The 16006-nt window shown below is 36.9% G+C and carries 16 protein-coding genes and 2 pseudogenes; 11 read left to right on the top strand and 7 right to left on the bottom strand.

Annotation, left to right across the window (positions count from 1 at the left end; all coding sequences use genetic code 11):
- The first annotated feature begins 29 nt into the window (after positions 1–29).
- The 8 genes and pseudogenes from G525_RS0108890 to G525_RS0108855 all read left to right on the top strand — a co-directional run bounded on the left by G525_RS0108890 (position 30) and on the right by G525_RS0108855 (position 7035).
- Positions 30–314: a hypothetical protein gene (locus G525_RS0108890; protein ID WP_027125867.1), complete on the top strand. Its 285-nt coding sequence runs from the start codon at positions 30–32 to the stop codon at positions 312–314.
- Positions 301–2703 carry a TraG family conjugative transposon ATPase gene (locus G525_RS0108885; RefSeq protein ID WP_027125866.1) on the top strand — a complete coding sequence of 801 codons (2403 nt, stop codon included), beginning with the start codon at positions 301–303 and terminating at the stop codon, positions 2701–2703. The genes G525_RS0108890 and G525_RS0108885 overlap by 14 nt, the downstream gene beginning before the upstream one ends.
- Before the next feature lie 46 nt (positions 2704–2749).
- Positions 2750–3322, top strand: coding sequence for a hypothetical protein (locus G525_RS0108880; protein WP_035479363.1), 573 nt, complete (start codon positions 2750–2752; stop codon positions 3320–3322).
- Position 3323: 1 nt separating this feature from the next.
- Complete coding sequence (locus G525_RS0108875) at positions 3324–4166, top strand: hypothetical protein (protein WP_027125864.1); 843 nt, start codon at positions 3324–3326, stop codon at positions 4164–4166.
- A gap of 10 nt (positions 4167–4176) precedes the next feature.
- Positions 4177–4789: pseudogene (locus G525_RS0108870) on the top strand (conjugal transfer protein TraK); the annotation flags it as partial.
- A 54-nt stretch (positions 4790–4843) separates the two neighbouring features.
- Complete coding sequence (gene traM / locus G525_RS0108865) at positions 4844–5773, top strand: conjugative transposon protein TraM (RefSeq protein ID WP_027125862.1); 930 nt, start codon at positions 4844–4846, stop codon at positions 5771–5773.
- Between the two features lie 31 nt (positions 5774–5804).
- Positions 5805–6662: a DUF4138 domain-containing protein gene (locus G525_RS0108860; RefSeq protein ID WP_027125861.1), complete on the top strand. Its 858-nt coding sequence runs from the start codon at positions 5805–5807 to the stop codon at positions 6660–6662.
- 7 nt (positions 6663–6669) lie between these two features.
- Positions 6670–7035, top strand: a complete 366-nt coding sequence (locus G525_RS0108855; RefSeq protein ID WP_027125860.1) for a nuclear transport factor 2 family protein — start codon at positions 6670–6672, stop codon at positions 7033–7035.
- A gap of 948 nt (positions 7036–7983) precedes the next feature.
- Here the strand turns inward: G525_RS0108855 and G525_RS0108850 are convergent.
- The 6 genes from G525_RS0108850 to G525_RS0108825 form a co-directional block, all read right to left on the bottom strand.
- A complete protein-coding gene (locus G525_RS0108850; RefSeq protein WP_027125859.1) occupies positions 7984–9564 on the bottom strand; it encodes a type IV secretory system conjugative DNA transfer family protein in 1581 nt (526 codons plus the stop codon).
- A 9-nt stretch (positions 9565–9573) separates the two neighbouring features.
- Positions 9574–10605, bottom strand: coding sequence for a MobB family relaxase (gene mobB / locus G525_RS0108845; protein WP_027125858.1), 1032 nt, complete (start codon positions 10603–10605; stop codon positions 9574–9576).
- Between the two features lie 37 nt (positions 10606–10642).
- Positions 10643–11041 (bottom strand): BfmA/BtgA family mobilization protein, encoded by a 399-nt coding sequence (locus G525_RS20580; RefSeq protein WP_051209862.1) that lies wholly within the window; start codon positions 11039–11041, stop codon positions 10643–10645.
- Between the two features lie 426 nt (positions 11042–11467).
- Complete coding sequence (locus tag G525_RS0108835) at positions 11468–11665, bottom strand: hypothetical protein (RefSeq protein ID WP_027125857.1); 198 nt, start codon at positions 11663–11665, stop codon at positions 11468–11470.
- An 11-nt stretch (positions 11666–11676) separates the two neighbouring features.
- A complete protein-coding gene (locus tag G525_RS0108830; RefSeq protein WP_027125856.1) occupies positions 11677–12060 on the bottom strand; it encodes a DUF6876 family protein in 384 nt (127 codons plus the stop codon).
- 149 nt (positions 12061–12209) lie between these two features.
- Positions 12210–12554, bottom strand: coding sequence for a single-stranded DNA-binding protein (locus tag G525_RS0108825; RefSeq protein WP_027125855.1), 345 nt, complete (start codon positions 12552–12554; stop codon positions 12210–12212).
- A 427-nt stretch (positions 12555–12981) separates the two neighbouring features.
- On the opposite strand from G525_RS0108825, the gene G525_RS0108815 reads away from it, so the two are divergent.
- Entirely contained in the window at positions 12982–13224 is a 243-nt protein-coding gene (locus tag G525_RS0108815) for a hypothetical protein (protein ID WP_027125853.1), read from the top strand.
- Between the two features lie 832 nt (positions 13225–14056).
- On the opposite strand, the gene G525_RS0108810 is transcribed toward G525_RS0108815, so the two are convergent.
- Complete coding sequence (locus G525_RS0108810) at positions 14057–14440, bottom strand: hypothetical protein (RefSeq protein ID WP_027125852.1); 384 nt, start codon at positions 14438–14440, stop codon at positions 14057–14059.
- Between the two features lie 98 nt (positions 14441–14538).
- Between G525_RS0108810 and xerA the strand changes: the two genes are divergently transcribed.
- Both xerA and G525_RS20575 read left to right on the top strand, forming a co-directional pair.
- Entirely contained in the window at positions 14539–15669 is a 1131-nt protein-coding gene (gene xerA / locus G525_RS0108805; RefSeq protein WP_027125851.1) for a site-specific tyrosine recombinase/integron integrase, read from the top strand.
- An 85-nt stretch (positions 15670–15754) separates the two neighbouring features.
- Positions 15755–16006: pseudogene (locus G525_RS20575) on the top strand (serine hydrolase domain-containing protein); the annotation flags it as partial.

Here is a 16006-nt window from a genome sequence, read left to right as displayed (position 1 = left end):
ACCAAAGAGGAATTTATTAGAAAAGAAGCATGAAGAAATTCGAGATCTATAAAAACATCAGGAAACGGGCGGTCATTTTTGGACTGCCCATCTCCCTGTTTGCATTAATGATGGTGTCGATTATCGCTTCGCTCTTAATCATCATATTCTCTTTCAGCTTTATGTTGATTATTGGCATACTGGTTTTCAATGCGACCCTTTATGTTGCCCTGTCAAAAACGACCCACAATCCGCAACTATTTCAGATAGCGAAAGCCTTTCCAAGAATCATCAGCAATAAAAAAACCTCTGGTTTCGATTATGAACAAGATTAACCTTTCAGCATATCGTCCGATTGCGGATATTCAGGACAATATCATTTTTGCCAATAATGGCAACGTGGTCTTGTGCTATGAGGGGATATTACCTGAAATCTACTCCCTATCGGAAAAGGATTTTGAGGATTTGCACGGTGCATGGTTTCAGGCGTTAAAATCGTTGTCTGTTGGAACGGTCGTTCACAAACAGGATATCTATATAAAGAAATCCTACACGTCCGATCAATTGCCTAATTCTACCTTTCTGGAAAAGGCTACGCACGACCATTTTAAAGGGCGTGAATATATGGAACACCGTTGCTATTTGTTCTTTATACTTACCAAGAACAAAGCATTGAACAACCCAAAATATGTCAATCCTCTCCGAAAGGTGGTCAAGGATATCGTTCAAAAATTAGACGATAACGTAAAGAGCTTCATCGGGTCGGTCAGCGATTCCGTTTCCTTTATCAATAATAGTCGGAAGATTGAACTTATCCCCCTTGAAGCAAAACATATCCAAGAGTTAACGAATTCATATTTCAATGGATTCAATGAAGGATTTGACACCGATATTTTATTGGATAAGAAAAGCGTCACTATAGGCGAAAACTATTTTGATGCCCTTGCCATCAATAGTGAACTGTGCTTTGGCGAAAGTGTACAGAGTAGCAAGACCAATGAGAAATTCACTTCTGACGATTTTGTGTTTCATCAAGGGTTTATTGATGGTTTAGGGCTTACGCTTAACGAAAACCATATTGTCAACCAGATTATCTATTTGGACGATAAACAAAAGTGGCGCAAGCTGCTTGACAAGAAGGTCGAGGAACTTAATAAAAGTTCAAATTTCGGTTCACAGAACAAAGTTGTTCTTGGCAAAATTCAGCATATCCTTGACCAGATTAATGCCGACGATAATTCAAGAATTATCCGTGGCCATCTCAATATCATTTATTGGGATAAAAATGCAGAAAATTTAGCTCGGATTGGTTCTAAAATCAAGACTGAATTCAAGGAATTGGATATCATCCCATACTATCCACGAGGAGAGGAACGAAAGAACTATATACTGAACAGTTATTGCTGTTTCTCTTCCAATTTCAGCAATACCGATATGTATGTGACGGATTTGAAACACGCGCTTTGCCTGTTTATCAATAACACCAATTATAAATCGGATCCTACAGGAATCATTTTTAACGACCGAGAACACAACATTCCTGTCTTGAAAGATGTTTGGGATGAACGTAAGAAACGCATCAAGGCACGGAACTTTGCCATTTTCGCTCCAACTGGCGAAGGCAAATCCTTTCTGGCAAATAACATTTTGCGCCAATATTTTGAAAGTGGCGTTCGTCTGGTCATTATCGACTTGGGTGGTTCTTATACCAAATTCGCTAAGCTTTATCCTGAACAATATACTGTGCTTCGATACGAAAGTGGAAAGAATCTCGGTATCAATCCATTTTACATAAGTGATACGAACGACCTGACACCTGAACGATTGGAGGACTTATCCGTATTCCTATTTGAATTGTTTGCTTCAGATTTAAAAGTGACCAAGGCACAATCCGTTTCGGTAAAAAAGATTCTACGCCATTATTACGATAGCACGCCTGAAAATCACTCTTTGGATGGCTTCTACCACTTTATAGAGAGCAATCAAAAAGACCTCTTAAATCAACTTAAAATCCATCCTGACTACTTCAATGTTACTAGCTTCTTGCACGTCATGTCGGAGTATGTTGGCGATGGTCTCTATAGTTTTCTGTTTGAAGTCAGCGAAGACCAGACCTATAAAATCGAGGACAAGCGTTTAATTGTTTTTGAACTGGATGAAGTAAAGGACAACAAAGAAATCCTGTCCGTTATGTTGAAGCTGATTAAGTCAGCCATTCAACGGACAATCTGGAAGAACCGAGCCGAAAAAGGCATCATCCTTTTCGACGAGTTTGCTAAGCAACTGAAGTTTGAGAACGTATTGGAAAGTGTAGAATTCTATTATCAAGCGATCCGAAAGCAGAACGGTGCCATCGGAATCGTTCTGCAATCCATAAACCAGCTTCCAAACAATTCAACATCGGCGAGCATCCTTGAAAACACACAGGTGTTCTACAGTCTCCATAATGAAAAAGGTTATGCAGAATTGGTCAAGCGTCTCAATCTTTCCACCCATGATCTCAACCAATTAAAATCTATCAAGAACAATCTTTCCGGGCCACGCAAATACACGGAAATGTTTATAAAAATCGGTAAGGAAAGTAACATTTTCCGTCTCGAGGTACCAAAGGAAGTGTATGCCGCTTACCTGACAGATGGAAAGGAAAATGAAGAAATAATGAAGCTCTATGAGCAACATCAGAATATGGAAAAAGCAATTATTGAATTCACTTCTAAAAAATAATATTATGATACCAAAGGTTCACGAATACCAAAACAGATTTTTAACTATGAGTAAATCGAAACTTATAGTACTCGCAATGGCACTCTTATTCAGCTTGAACATCAATGCTCAGGGAATGCCCACTTATGACAATACCAATTTCATCAGCTTGGTAAAACAACTGATAGAATCTGGGAAGCAGACAGCAAACATTATAAAAACGGTTGAATTTATGAAAAAGGCTAAAGAAAATATTGAGAAGGTAAATGACGTGGTTAGACAACTAAATGCGGTTCGGGAAATCGGTCAAAATAACCAACGTCTAATTCGCGTGATGCAAAATGACTTAAGGGATATTCTTGATTCCCCTTATATCAAACCTGATGAAGTAAGTCGGGTATCGGAATCGTTTAGCGCCATTGTAGAAAACTCCTTGGATACAATGGATTTTATAGATGATATTCTGTCCAGTGATTTCTTAAAAATGACTGATGCCGAACGTACTGGAATCTTAAAAGAAAAAGAACTGGAATCCAAGGAAATGGTTTCTAATGTGAAAACCAAAACCAAACGCTACAAGGATATTATTTCCTTCAGAAAAATGCAGGATAAAATCAATAACCGCGAAACAGAATATTAAGATGACTGCAACCATCATTTTAGGAATAGGCTTGGAATATATCGATACGGTTTTCCAAACCATACAAAACAGTAGCTTTTCGCAATATACCATTGCAGGAATGAAAACGCTTGCGGTTTTGTTTTTCCTTGTGAACATTCTTAAAAAATACAATGAAGGTATTGCGGACAAAGATGGTTACACTTGGGGATTGAGCCCAGGCGAACTGGCAAAGAATTTTGCCATAGTTCTTTTGGTCATATTCTCGACACAGCTATTGGGCTTTTTTGATAGCATCTTGGTGTCAATAGAAGCGCAGTATAGAGGGACTGCTCCAGCACTTTTGCCCTTGCAAATGCAAGACATTCACATTGAGGAAGAAGTCAATCTAATGGATGCTGCAAAAAATGCGATGACTCTGCTTTACGAAGCTTTGGTCACACCACTTTATGGATTCAAAATAATTGCTTTTATCATTGGCATCATTCTATGGCTTTTGGACCTATTTATCTATCCACTCTTTTTGGCAGAACGGTTCTTTCTTTTGGGGATTATGCAGGCCTTTTTTCCATTGGTTATCAGTTTAGCAGTATTTGAAAAATTCCGATCATTGGCCTATAATTTTTTCAAATTATATGCTGCGGTTTATATGCTCGTGCCAGCCTTCTTTTTGGTTAATATATTCGTAAATGCACTATATACAGAACTCAACACCAACTTTTGGAATAATCTATTTGGAACCGACCTCGGACAAGGATTCTTTGCCCCCGTCGTACAACTTGGTTCCGTTGGATTCATAGTATTTCTAAAGTTCAAGCTTTACAGGCGTGCAACATCCTTCACCTTAAGACTATTTAACGGTTAATATAAATGACATGAAAACACCCTATAAAAACATATATGCAGTCCTCAAATTAAATCGTTTCATCGTTTTGGCGGTGGTGGTTTGCGCTTTGCTTACCAGTACATTTTCGATCTGGATGGTGTTCAATACTAATAAGAAAACTTTAAATAGTGCATTCGCTATAAACACTGATGGCAGTATCATTCCTTTAAAGCTCGTTACCCAAAAAGAAAATTTCGGGGTCGAAGCTTTGGCCCACTTGGAACTGTTCCATAATTACTTTTACAATATTGACGCAAGCAATTATGAAAAGAATCTTGCGAAAGCACTTTGGCTGGGCAATAGTTCAGTGGACAACCTATATCGTCAAAAAAGAGCGGATGGGGTCTATAACCGATTATTACAATTCTCCCTTGTTCAAAAAGTATTGAGCATCGATTCACAAATCGAGGAAAACAATGGGATTTACAGCTTTAGAACCATAACTATTTTTAAAATCAATCGTGGTTCTATCATCGACACTTATGAACTCGTTTCCACCGGAAACCTGAGTATGGTTGACCGAAACTTCCCGAATAATCCGCACGGATTATTGATAACCAATTATTTTGAAAACTCCTTAAAAAAATTTAAACAATGAAAATCGAGCCGACCCGCCTACCGTCGGGCAGGTGATGGGCATTTTAAAATTAACTCTCATGAAAATAGAAAAGAATAAAATTGTCTTTGCAGCCGTATTGGCTGTGATTTTAATGTTTCTAATTTCCTATACCATCATGGTTATGGGCGATGATGAAAGTGAAAATGAAAATCTTAAACAGACCCAAATACCAGCTTTGCAAGAAAATCAAAAAGAGTATAAGACCAAACTGGATGCCATCAATGATCTTAAGGAAGTGCGCGAAACGAATGCGCCGAGTATCTACAATGAAAAATTGATTGATTCCCTCGGCTTTTATGATGCAGATCTGCCTCAACGTGAAAAAGAACGTATCGTAGATAGTATCTATTCGGCAGGGAAAATCAGATATTCAGAAGTGGCATATCAGAATATGGGTTCAAAAAGAGCAGCTCCAAAAAAAGTTAAAGAAGTAGATTCCGCAGAAATAAGACGAGCACAGAAGATTGAAGTCCAAGAATTGGGACTGGAACATCAATTATTTTTTGCTGCTTCTCCCGAGCCAAACGATTCTTCAATCATCGGGAATACGGATGAAACCATATATGTGGTCGTCGATGGAGACCAAGTAGTAAAAGCAAACTCCCGATTGCGGATGCGACTTACCAAAGCTGCAATGATTAACAATAAGGAAATGCAGAAAAACACACTCGTTTTTGGATTTATCAGTTTTCAGCCCAATCGTGCTTTAATAGAAATTGAGAATATTAATCATCATCCTACCAAACTGAAAGCATTCGATTTGCAGGATGGTAGTGAGGGCATCTATGTCGAAAACAATTTTCGGGAAGAAATTACAACGGAAGTCCTAGACGATGTTATTGGCGATATCAACATTCCTAGTGTTCCGGAAGTTGGTGGTATTACTAAAATTCTAAAACGTAAAAACAAAAGCGTAAAAGTGACCGTGCTGAACAATTATAAGCTTATTCTAAAACCAAAACTATGAGCCACTTAAAGGTTCTTAAAAATTCAATCTTATGAAAAGATATATCATAACTTCATTTATTGCCGTTGCTTCCACTATCACACCCCACCTTTGCATGGCACAGGTTTCGGCCCAAAACCTAATAGTTATAGACACCATCTACGCAAATGACACTAAAAATGTGGCGATGTTTTTCCCAGAGCCCATTCGCCAAGGCATAACCGGTTCGGACAATTTTATATTCACTTACAATCGTGAGAAAGAGCAGTATTTCGGTTTGCTTCAAGCAAAGCCAGGAAAAGAAAGCAATCTTCTGATAGTCAATAGAGATGGTTCAATTTTTTCGTATATTGTAAGGTATAAGGCGCAGTTATCTAAATTCAATTATTTTATTCCGAAGTCCAGTAGTATCGGGAATGAAAAACCAATAATGAACGATACTATCTCGGTTGCTATTGCTGAAAGTAAAATTGATAACAGGAATTATTATTACCAGAAATTCAGTTCTTACCTTATTGAAAGAAAGCAGCGATTTGGTAGGAATAAAAAGCGAACCGAAGGTATTGTTTTGAGCGTCGAAAACATTGTTTTTGATACGGAAGAACTTTATTTCGTCATCGAGATAAAGAATAATTCGACTTTGGATTATGATTTAAATTTCTTAAAACTTTCGATTGAAACGCGTCAGAAAGGAAAAAGAAAATCGTTACAACGATTATATCAAGAGCCAATTTACATACATAATCTGCCCTCAAAAATTGCAGAAAGCGAAACGGTAAGGTTCGTTTATGTGTTGCCCAAATTTTCATTATCCAATGACCGTAGGGCAATTTTAGAATTGAATGAAAAAGATGGCGAACGCAGTATAGAACTGAAAATATCACATAGAAATATCAATAACCCAAATTAGAAAGATTATGAAAAATTTAGTCATTTGCTCGCTCATTTTGTTGTTCTTCTCGTGTTCAGAGAGCAAGAATCTTTCCCCTTCTGAAACTGCCAAAGTTGTTGCCGAAAGTTTTTATCATGGAAATGATGCTAACTTAAAAAAACATACCACTGCGGAAGGATATGCAAACCTTTCCAGCATTCAAGAAATGTTTGCTGAAGATAAAAATTCAGAAACTAACTTTAAAGTGGTCGATGAAGCTATGGATGGCGAGGTAGCTTGGATAAAATATTCTACAGCTTACGATCCAAAACCAGGTGTATTTAAACTGGTTCAAGAAGATGGCCAATGGAAGGTAACGCATAATGGGCCGAGGGATAAGGGGCCGTTTTAACTAATAGAATCTTCTCTCTGAATTTCATTCATTGATTTCTTCAAAATTCACTTTGCATATTTCAAGATGTTCATTAAATCTGAATGTTCATTGCCACTGAACAATATAAAAAAATGAACATCACAGATTATGTATCGAAATAATGATATCATTTACGAAGCTACTTCCAAATTAAAAGAGCTCGTCAATATCCAAATAATCGTGGACAGCATAAAGGAAAACTCTCACTTAACTATCAGCAATTCAAAATTCACTGTAGAAACCAGGTTTTATATTATAACATCTCAACAGGATTTAATTTAATTTTATTTCGATTGGAAGAAATGAAAAACAATAGCGATAAGCCAATTGTTTTAATCACGGAATATATTTCTAAAAAAAAATCCAAAACTTAAAGAGCGCGTTATCAACTACATCGACGTCGCTGGAAATGCTTTTACCATACATAATGATTTAGCAATTTTCGTAGAGTTCTATACTGAAAACAAGAGACTTTCTCGGTTTTGGAAAGGAGTTAACTAAGGGGAAGATAATCTTTACAGAATGACGTTAGATTTAGGTGGAATCGACTTGGGTTATCCTGTAGTTTCTATTAATTTCAGTACATTTTTGAAATTATTCGCAGAAATTTCTTTTTTATTCTATTTGAACGATACCAGGAAATATAGGTATTATTGGCATCCCGTCTATATTTTACTTTCGTTATTTTATATTGTGTACTAATTTCATGTAGTTTTCAAAAAATTGCTTTTCCATTTGAACTGATTTGTAAACCTTATTTAGGTAGTTTATCACTACAGCGATATTGGAAGATTCGACAATTCTTTTTGCCAAACGTATGCAGTAGTAAAAATTATAATATTATTTCATTCCAGCGGTGGTGGATTATTATTTTGAGCATAAATCCAATTCGGGACACAGTGCGTCCCGAATTATAAAAAATTATTTTTAATCAAATATTGATCGCGCTTCATCATAAATTCTTTCAAAGTTGGTCTCCAAGTCTTCATCTGAAAATTCAATAGCACTTTGTGGTAGTTCTCTTTCGATTCTGCCCAGCTTAAACTGGACCTTCTTATCCTTCCCATCAGCATAAGTAATAAACTCGCCTTGTTTCAGTCTAAAAAACACATCAGCTCTTATTTTCGGAATTTCCTTTTCGCCCGTAGTTATGCGCGTATCAAAATCAAGATTATGACCACGACTGATACTCTTGGTTGGATCTTTCACAATCTCAAAGAAACGTTCGTAATATTTGGCGGTGTCAGGATCATTGACTTTACCAAAAAACTGATAAGAAAGATTGCTCAAAATTGCCTTACTCCCCTTATCACCGTACATCATATCATTCTGAATTTTATCCTGCATCACATAAATTGTAGAAATATTATAACTCCGCAATGTTGCTGGAATACGATGCATATTCAATAATCGGATGGTAGGTGCCTCTTCCATCAAAAGAAATGAAGGCTTGCTATTACGAACACTCATTTGCTTTATGATGGTGTGAATAATGGTAGCGATAACTGGCGAATAGGAGGTTTCAAATTTGGGGTTGTTCACTATGGAAATCACAGTTGGGTTTTCTGGACTGTTTATATCTAGTGGTACGTCGTCTGCAGATAAGGTCATAAAAATCCGCTGTGTGCTAATTCGTTTCAGTGCATTCGCCAAAGTACTTTTTACACCTGCGGTCTGCCGCTCAGAATCCTTCCCACTGATAAAGGCATCTGCCATTGCTCTTGATGTGGTATTGGTTTCCAAAAATTTGATCAGGCTGTCCGTGTCCAGGTATTGATAAATGGCAATCAAGTGTGGAAGTGTGCAAAACTGAGGATAGGTGGTTTTCAGTTTCCAGATCAGGGCACCAATCAAGCCTTCCGCAGCATCATTGAAAAACTTTGTGGTTCCCGAAGTTCCTGATTCCCTTTGTTCCAAAAGGTTTTCGATTAATACCCTTGACACCTCATTGACGCTTTCCTCGTTCTCTAAATAGCGTGGCGCAATAGGATTTACCTTGTGAATGATTTTATCAAAGGAAATGACCTTAAACGGAATATCGCCATCCTTAAAAAGCGGATATGCCATTTCGGTCAGCTCAAAATCTTTGTAATCGTGGATGATGCCGCAAAAACCTACTTTTTGGAAATGTTTCAGGAATCCATACACAACACTCTCGGTCTTTCCACTTCCGGCAGAACCAATGATTGATGCCCCACGTTTGATGTTGTCCAGTTTAAAGTTTCCTTTTGTAGTGGAAAAGTTTACCTGATATTTGGCATTTCCATTTTTAGGCTTCTCCGTTTTATGCAAGAAAACATACATTCCTATGTTAATTAATATCAGAGGACAAACCAAATAAAGTGCTACTTGCACCAATGGTAATTGTTCATTTGAATAATACACAAGAGCACCAATCAAAAGAAGATTGACTACAAATGGATATCTGCTTATCCGAAATATTCCATAGAAAACACTACTGGCCAAACCAATAATAAAAAGTACCGTTACGAGATTGTCCATTTGCATAATTTTAAATTAGATTCCGATGGAACTCGATTTGATGGCCACTTCCGCACCACGTCGTAGCCGATTAAATATTTTCATTGCCAATTGTGCCTGCGTTACGGGAATTGTTGGCATTATTGGAATACCGGCTTTACCCATTATTTTAAAAGCCAATGCCTTCTCGTTGGTGGGCAGTTTCATCAAGGAAGCAAAATAGATTTTCGGATTCTTGACAAAATCCTTTCGTGCTTTATAGGTTTCTGCAAAGTTCCTTTGGTAATCGAATGTTTTATCAAACCGTTTCTCGGCACTCTCAAAAAATTTATCTCTATCAAAGCCACGTTTCACATTCTTACCGTGCATCTCAACTTCCGAAGCTTTATGTTTACTTCCTGGCGAAAGACTGAACGTATTGGATGCATCTTTACGACTTACTATGATGTGAATGTGGCTTTGGTTTCCAGCCTTTGGCATTCCTTGCACAATTCGTTTACCATCTTGTTGGTGTGGTGCTTGCTTTTCCAGTTTTGCAATTTCCCTTTTCATACTGTTGATATTCCCTTCCGCTCTCCCATCTTGCAGATTTCGGATTTCAGTTTTAAGCTGAAGTATTTTTGTAGCATAAGGCTGGTTTTCTTTAATCTGTATGTCAGTTCCTTTAAAGGTTCTTTGATGTTCTATTTTTGCATAGTATTTTATGTCATCGATGGTTATAGGTCTTCCATCGATTTCACGATTGAAGGATGCCACATAATCCTTGATCAGCTCCCGCGTGTACTTTTTCAAATCTTCACTACTGTTCTGCAACCTGTTCAATTCGTACTTTGACGGACTGACTGTAATGGAATAGAATTTCGGTTCTGTCTTTTTGAGTTTTGCAGTGTTTCCATCAATATCCCTTACCACGTCTTCAGCGGAAATACCTTCGCCATATTGATTGAAAAATTGTTCCATATCCTGTTGCTCAAGACCTTGGTTTTCCTTCTCCAGATAACCGACAAAATCGCCTGAACTTTGTGAATATTTTCCTCCCATTTTTTGAGCTGTGATCGTGATATACATCGCCTATATTTTAAAGTTCATTCTTAAGATTTTGTTTTTACCGCTTCGCTCTCCCTTTGGTCGTTAATCTCGTAGACTCGATTTCAAAAAAGCGAATTTCCTTTTTTTCTTCAGCATATTTCTTTTCCAATATCAAAGGTTTATTGTTTGGCTGTTCCGTCTCAAAAAGAGATTGAATCATTGCGACCGTGGGCTTAGTTTGGGTCTTTTCAACATCCCTCATTATTGCGATGACGGCATTGATTCTTTTAAGCAACTTGGCTTCGATGGTTCGCCCTGTCGGACCCAATTTTTCTTTTGGAGATATCTCATTGTAGAAGAAAAAATCGAGCATTGTAGCCATCGCTTCGGTGTGCGATTTGAAGTAAGTGCGGGAGAATGTTTGGAAACGTATGGCTGTTTCCTTTTTAAATCTAATTCCTTTAAATGAATCCATATTTCGCCGATTTGTCGCAAAATCTTCCCTAAAAATGAGCGTTTATAGCTCATTTGTCGCAAATCATTGATTGTCAAGAAATTACAATTATTTTAAACAGCTGACTATCAGCTATTTAAAAACGAAAAGGAATCCGAAACATCGCATCGCGTGTTACCCTCTTGCTATTCTTTTCGTCCCGCTTTAGCGGGACAAAAATTTCATACAATCTGGCTAAAAAGCCAATTGCCTTTTTAAGGAAATAAATTTCCGATATGTTATTTTTCGATGGGTACGGTTATAGGCGAAAGTGAAAAATGGATAACCCTAAGTAAATTTGAATGCTGAATTACAGCGAAATAAAGATACGTTTTTTTATTTGATTTGGAATTATAAAACAAAAAACACCTCCAAAATTTAGAGGTGCTTTATTATCTAGTTGGAAAATTAAATGTTAGAAATGAATGTGTAGGAATATAAATTTCGCAATGCCTCTTCCTCTATCATCGTTTCAAAACAGGTGTAATTTTCTCTTACGTATTTGCGAATATCATCGCCAAATTTTCGTTCCACGTATTTTTTAGAATTTTCCAAAAGTCGATTTTGAGTCTCTTCTCTCAAGTCTGTAAAATTGAGATAAACCATAGCTCTAAAATTTAGTATTCGCTTGGTAACATCAGTGTATCATTTACAAAATATAAACGCAGTTCATCGAGTGGAAAATCGGTTGCCCGATAGCCGTGTTTTTCTAAAATATTATCGTTACCATCGGTATAAATAATTTCAGCTTCGTAGCCTGTAAAATCTTGTCTTTCTTCTGACAATCTTTTAAAGTCTATGGTTATAAATTCGCTACGAGGAATCAGGCTTTTTGCAACTACCGAAGTATCCGTAATGAGCCAAAAACAATCCGCTACATCGGCCAAATATTTTAGACCGTCCGTAAAACGTGTTCTAATTAATGGGATTTGGAAGAACATTTCCGTTCCGTGAAAATGTTGCAATCCTTCTTTGATTTCATTAACTTGTGCTGTACTCATCGGTTCATATTTGTTTTGGAATTCGTGACCCGAGCCTTTAAGGCGAACGGATGAAATAATCTTTGATTTCATTGTGCATATATTTAAACTGTGAATAATGAAAAGAGGGCGCAACTTTCGAGAGGAACGCCCTCTTTGATTTTTAGGAATTACTTGTAATTTTTAATACCAAGTAAAAGAATCTCATTCGCTTCGATTTCGGTAACATATCGTTTGATACCCTCTTTGTCCTCGTAGCTTCGGGATTTCAATTTTCCCATAACACCCACTTCCTTGCCTTTGCCTACATATTTTTCGATAATTTCGGCATTATTTCCCCAAGCTACTACGGTATGCCAATTGGTTTCTGTTTGCTTTTCGCCATTGGCATCCTTGTAATACTCGTTAGTGGCAAGTGAAAAACGGGCTACTTTTTTACCGCTTTCAAGGTTTGCAATTGTTGGCTCTTGACCAACGTTTCCGATTAACTGTACGTGATTTTTTAAAGTGCTCATAATAAAAGAATTAAAGATTAATTAAAATGCTATCTGAACCCCGTCAATGTTAATTGTCGGGTAAACATTCAGACAGTACGTTTTTATATTTTTTTGAAGTGATTTACTTATTATATCTTGAGCGTTTTCCTTTTTTGTTTTTGTTGGTGCCGCTTCCTTTTGTATGTTTTTGTAAGATTTCATAAGATTCATTTTAGATTTACTTCCCATAGGCCCTCGCTGTTACCTTTTTTTGTTGCCGATACATTTTCAATATTTGGAATTGTTGAGGACTTATAAAAAAGTGCGAGGCACGAGCCTGGTTTATGCAGTCCGGTCAATTTCCAAATGTTGGTATTTTGCTGGCAAAAAAAGGTTAAGGCAGTGAGGGTGCGGAAGTGTTTCTAAAGACTTTTGTGAAGTACAATAATGTTGGAAGTGGCACCAAATGATGAAATGGAAATCCGAATTGGCGGACTCCGTTCACGATTTCGGATTGGGAATGAAGCGTCCCGTTCCGGCGCAGCGGACCGGGTTAGCGGAATGGAAAGTAGAAATTGGGGATGGTGTCCAAGACTTTTTAAGTGAAGCTCTTTTCCCGAAATGGAGCTTTACGCGTAATGCAGGGGAATGGGCTGAACGAATTATGAAAACGGATTATACTTTTAAAGTAGGATCTAAAGCGGACTGAACTTCAAAGACGGAGATTGGGAATGGAGTGTTGTTGCCGTTTTTCAGGCAGGATTAACATAATGGAAATCGGAGTATTTGGAGTTTTGTCCAAGACTTATCAAGGGAAGCGCTTTTCCCGAAATGGAGCTTTTCGCGGAATGCAGGGGAATGGGCTGAACGAATTATGAAAACGGATTATACATTTTAAAGTAGGATCTAAAGCGGACTGAACTTCAAAGACGGAGATTGGGAATGGAGTGTTGTTGCCGTTTTTCAGGCAGGATTAACATAATGGAAATCGGAGTATTTGGAGTTTTGTCCAAGACTTATCAATGGAAGCGCTTTTCCCGAAATGGAGCTTTTCGCGAAATGCAGGGGAATGGGCTGAACGATTTTGAAAACGGATTAATCTTTAGAAGTAGGATTTAAAGCGGACGTAACTCCAAAGTTGGAGATTGGGAATGGAGTTTGGCCGCTTTCCGGTTTTTCTCGGGAATAGACGGTCAAGTGGAATGGAAGTCGGAAACTTTGGAGTTGGGTCCAAGACTTTTTTAATGAAGCGCTTTTCCCGAAATGAAGCTTTTTCTGCGAAATGAAGGGGAATGGGCGGAATGGGTTGTGAAAACGGAATGTTCTTATTTAGTAGGATGTTAAGCATTCTGACCTTAATATGAAGAACCGAAATAGAGTTTTCAGCTTTTTTATTTTTACCGTGAATAGGGCAAAAGTAGAATGGGACTCGACGGTTATTTGATCTATATTGATGACCTTATGGATTGACTAACTAAAAATCTTTAACATGTATGATATTTGATTTTTTGATCAATATTTATATCCCGTTAATAAAACGATTACAACTTCATATAATCCTGCCATTTGATAAGGATATATTTTTCAACCCCATGTTCCTTTCGCTTTAGAAAACCATACTCATAAACAAAAAAATAAATATCTCCCTTTCCATTTCTCCAGTAGTGGGTGAAAAATTTAGGATTGAAACCACGCTCTAGCATTGTACTGGATCTTATCACGGCTTTCCCAGCTTTATTAAAATACGACAATATCCGCCTGTTTTTTTTAAGTTGGTTATTGACCACATTGTAGAAACTACCTCTTTGGCCGTCAATTGATTTTTTGTAATGGTAAGAACTTTTACAATATGCATCACAAAACTTTTTATCAGACCTTCCAACTAAAGCATTGCCACAAGCCAAGCACTGATGAGTTAATTCCATAAACAATTTCACGTTAGTGGTACATTAAACGAATGATATGCGTCTAATGTACTACTATATAAATTATATCATCTATAATTACCTGATATAAAGACGTTATGGAATTAAAAAAACATATTACCTTAAAACACCTGATGATTTCCCATAAGAAATGTATTGGTTTACATTTCCATACGGACAAAGTAATACTGGCTTTACTTAAAGAGATTCCTGATGTCAGTTGGAGTGAGGAATTCGGGATGTACCACGTTCCAAATACAAAACCGCATTTAGACAAACTATTTTCAATTTATAGAGGTGTGGCATGGATAAACTGTAAATATTTTTTTGACAAAAATAATTCCAAACAGTTGGACGATCCTATTGAGGTAGTTTGGATGGCTAAAAGAAAACTAAATAAGGACCATAGAGTTTGTCCAAAGGAATATTTACAAAAATTGGAAGTAAAAAGGTATTCCAACAATACAGTAAGATCTTATGTAGGCTGTTTCGAACATTTTATTAACTTTTACAAAAACGTACCACTTGAAAATTTGAACGAAGATGATATCCGCACTTATCTAAGGACATTGGTTTCCGAACAGAGGTCCAACTCTTATATCAATCAGTCCATAAATAGCATTAAATTCTATTATGAGGTCGTATTGGGAATGCCCAATAGATTTTATGCCATAGAACGGCCAAGGAAAGAACAGAAGCTTCCCATCGTACTCTCAAAATCAGAGGTACGGAAACTACTTGACAATACAAACAATATCAAGCATAAATGCATAGTAGGTCTTTTGTATTCTGCCGGTTTGAGACGTAGTGAATTATTGAATCTGAAAATACGGGATATAGATAGTAGTAGAATGATGGTTCACATTAGGGGAGCAAAGGGAAACAAAGATAGATATTCCTTATTATCAAAAAACATTTTAGAAGATCTTCGCATTTATTTTAGACAATGGCGTCCTAAGGATTATCTCTTCGAAAGCTCTGAGAACGCGCGCTATAGTGAAAGCAGTGTTTCTAAAATCGTATTAAATGCTTCCCTAAAATCAAATTTCAAAAAGAATGTCACCCCGCACACCCTGAGGCACAGCTTTGCAACCCACTTACTTGAAGCTGGCACAGATATTAGGTACATACAGATACTTTTAGGCCATAATTCGACAAAAACAACAGAAATTTACACTCATGTTGCTATGAGCAGTTTTGATTCTATCAAAAATCCATTAGATTTGTAAGTATATAGTGTATGTATATGCACCGGTGTACATACCCACATGTTGCCCACAATTGAAAAAAAATTACGAACCAAAAATAAACTAAATGAGAACTTTTAAATACACCGCATTAATTATTCTTGCAATTTTGATTTGGACTGCATTTATCGGCTTCGGATTTATAGATGGATTTTTATTAAAACCAATTACTTCAAATAATACTTCGGATTCTTTTATAGATGCTACCAAAGAAAAAATAGATGATGAATTTGTTGGAAATTTTGCAATGACTCTAATCGAGAACGGAAAAATCTCAAAAAACTTCTTCTATTCTGTTGACAAACCCATAAATAAAAAT

It is taken from the genome of Gelidibacter mesophilus DSM 14095, from assembly GCF_000423005.1.
In the GTDB taxonomy this organism is placed as follows: domain Bacteria; phylum Bacteroidota; class Bacteroidia; order Flavobacteriales; family Flavobacteriaceae; genus Gelidibacter; species Gelidibacter mesophilus.
This window is presented reverse-complemented; position numbering and strand designations above follow the sequence as displayed.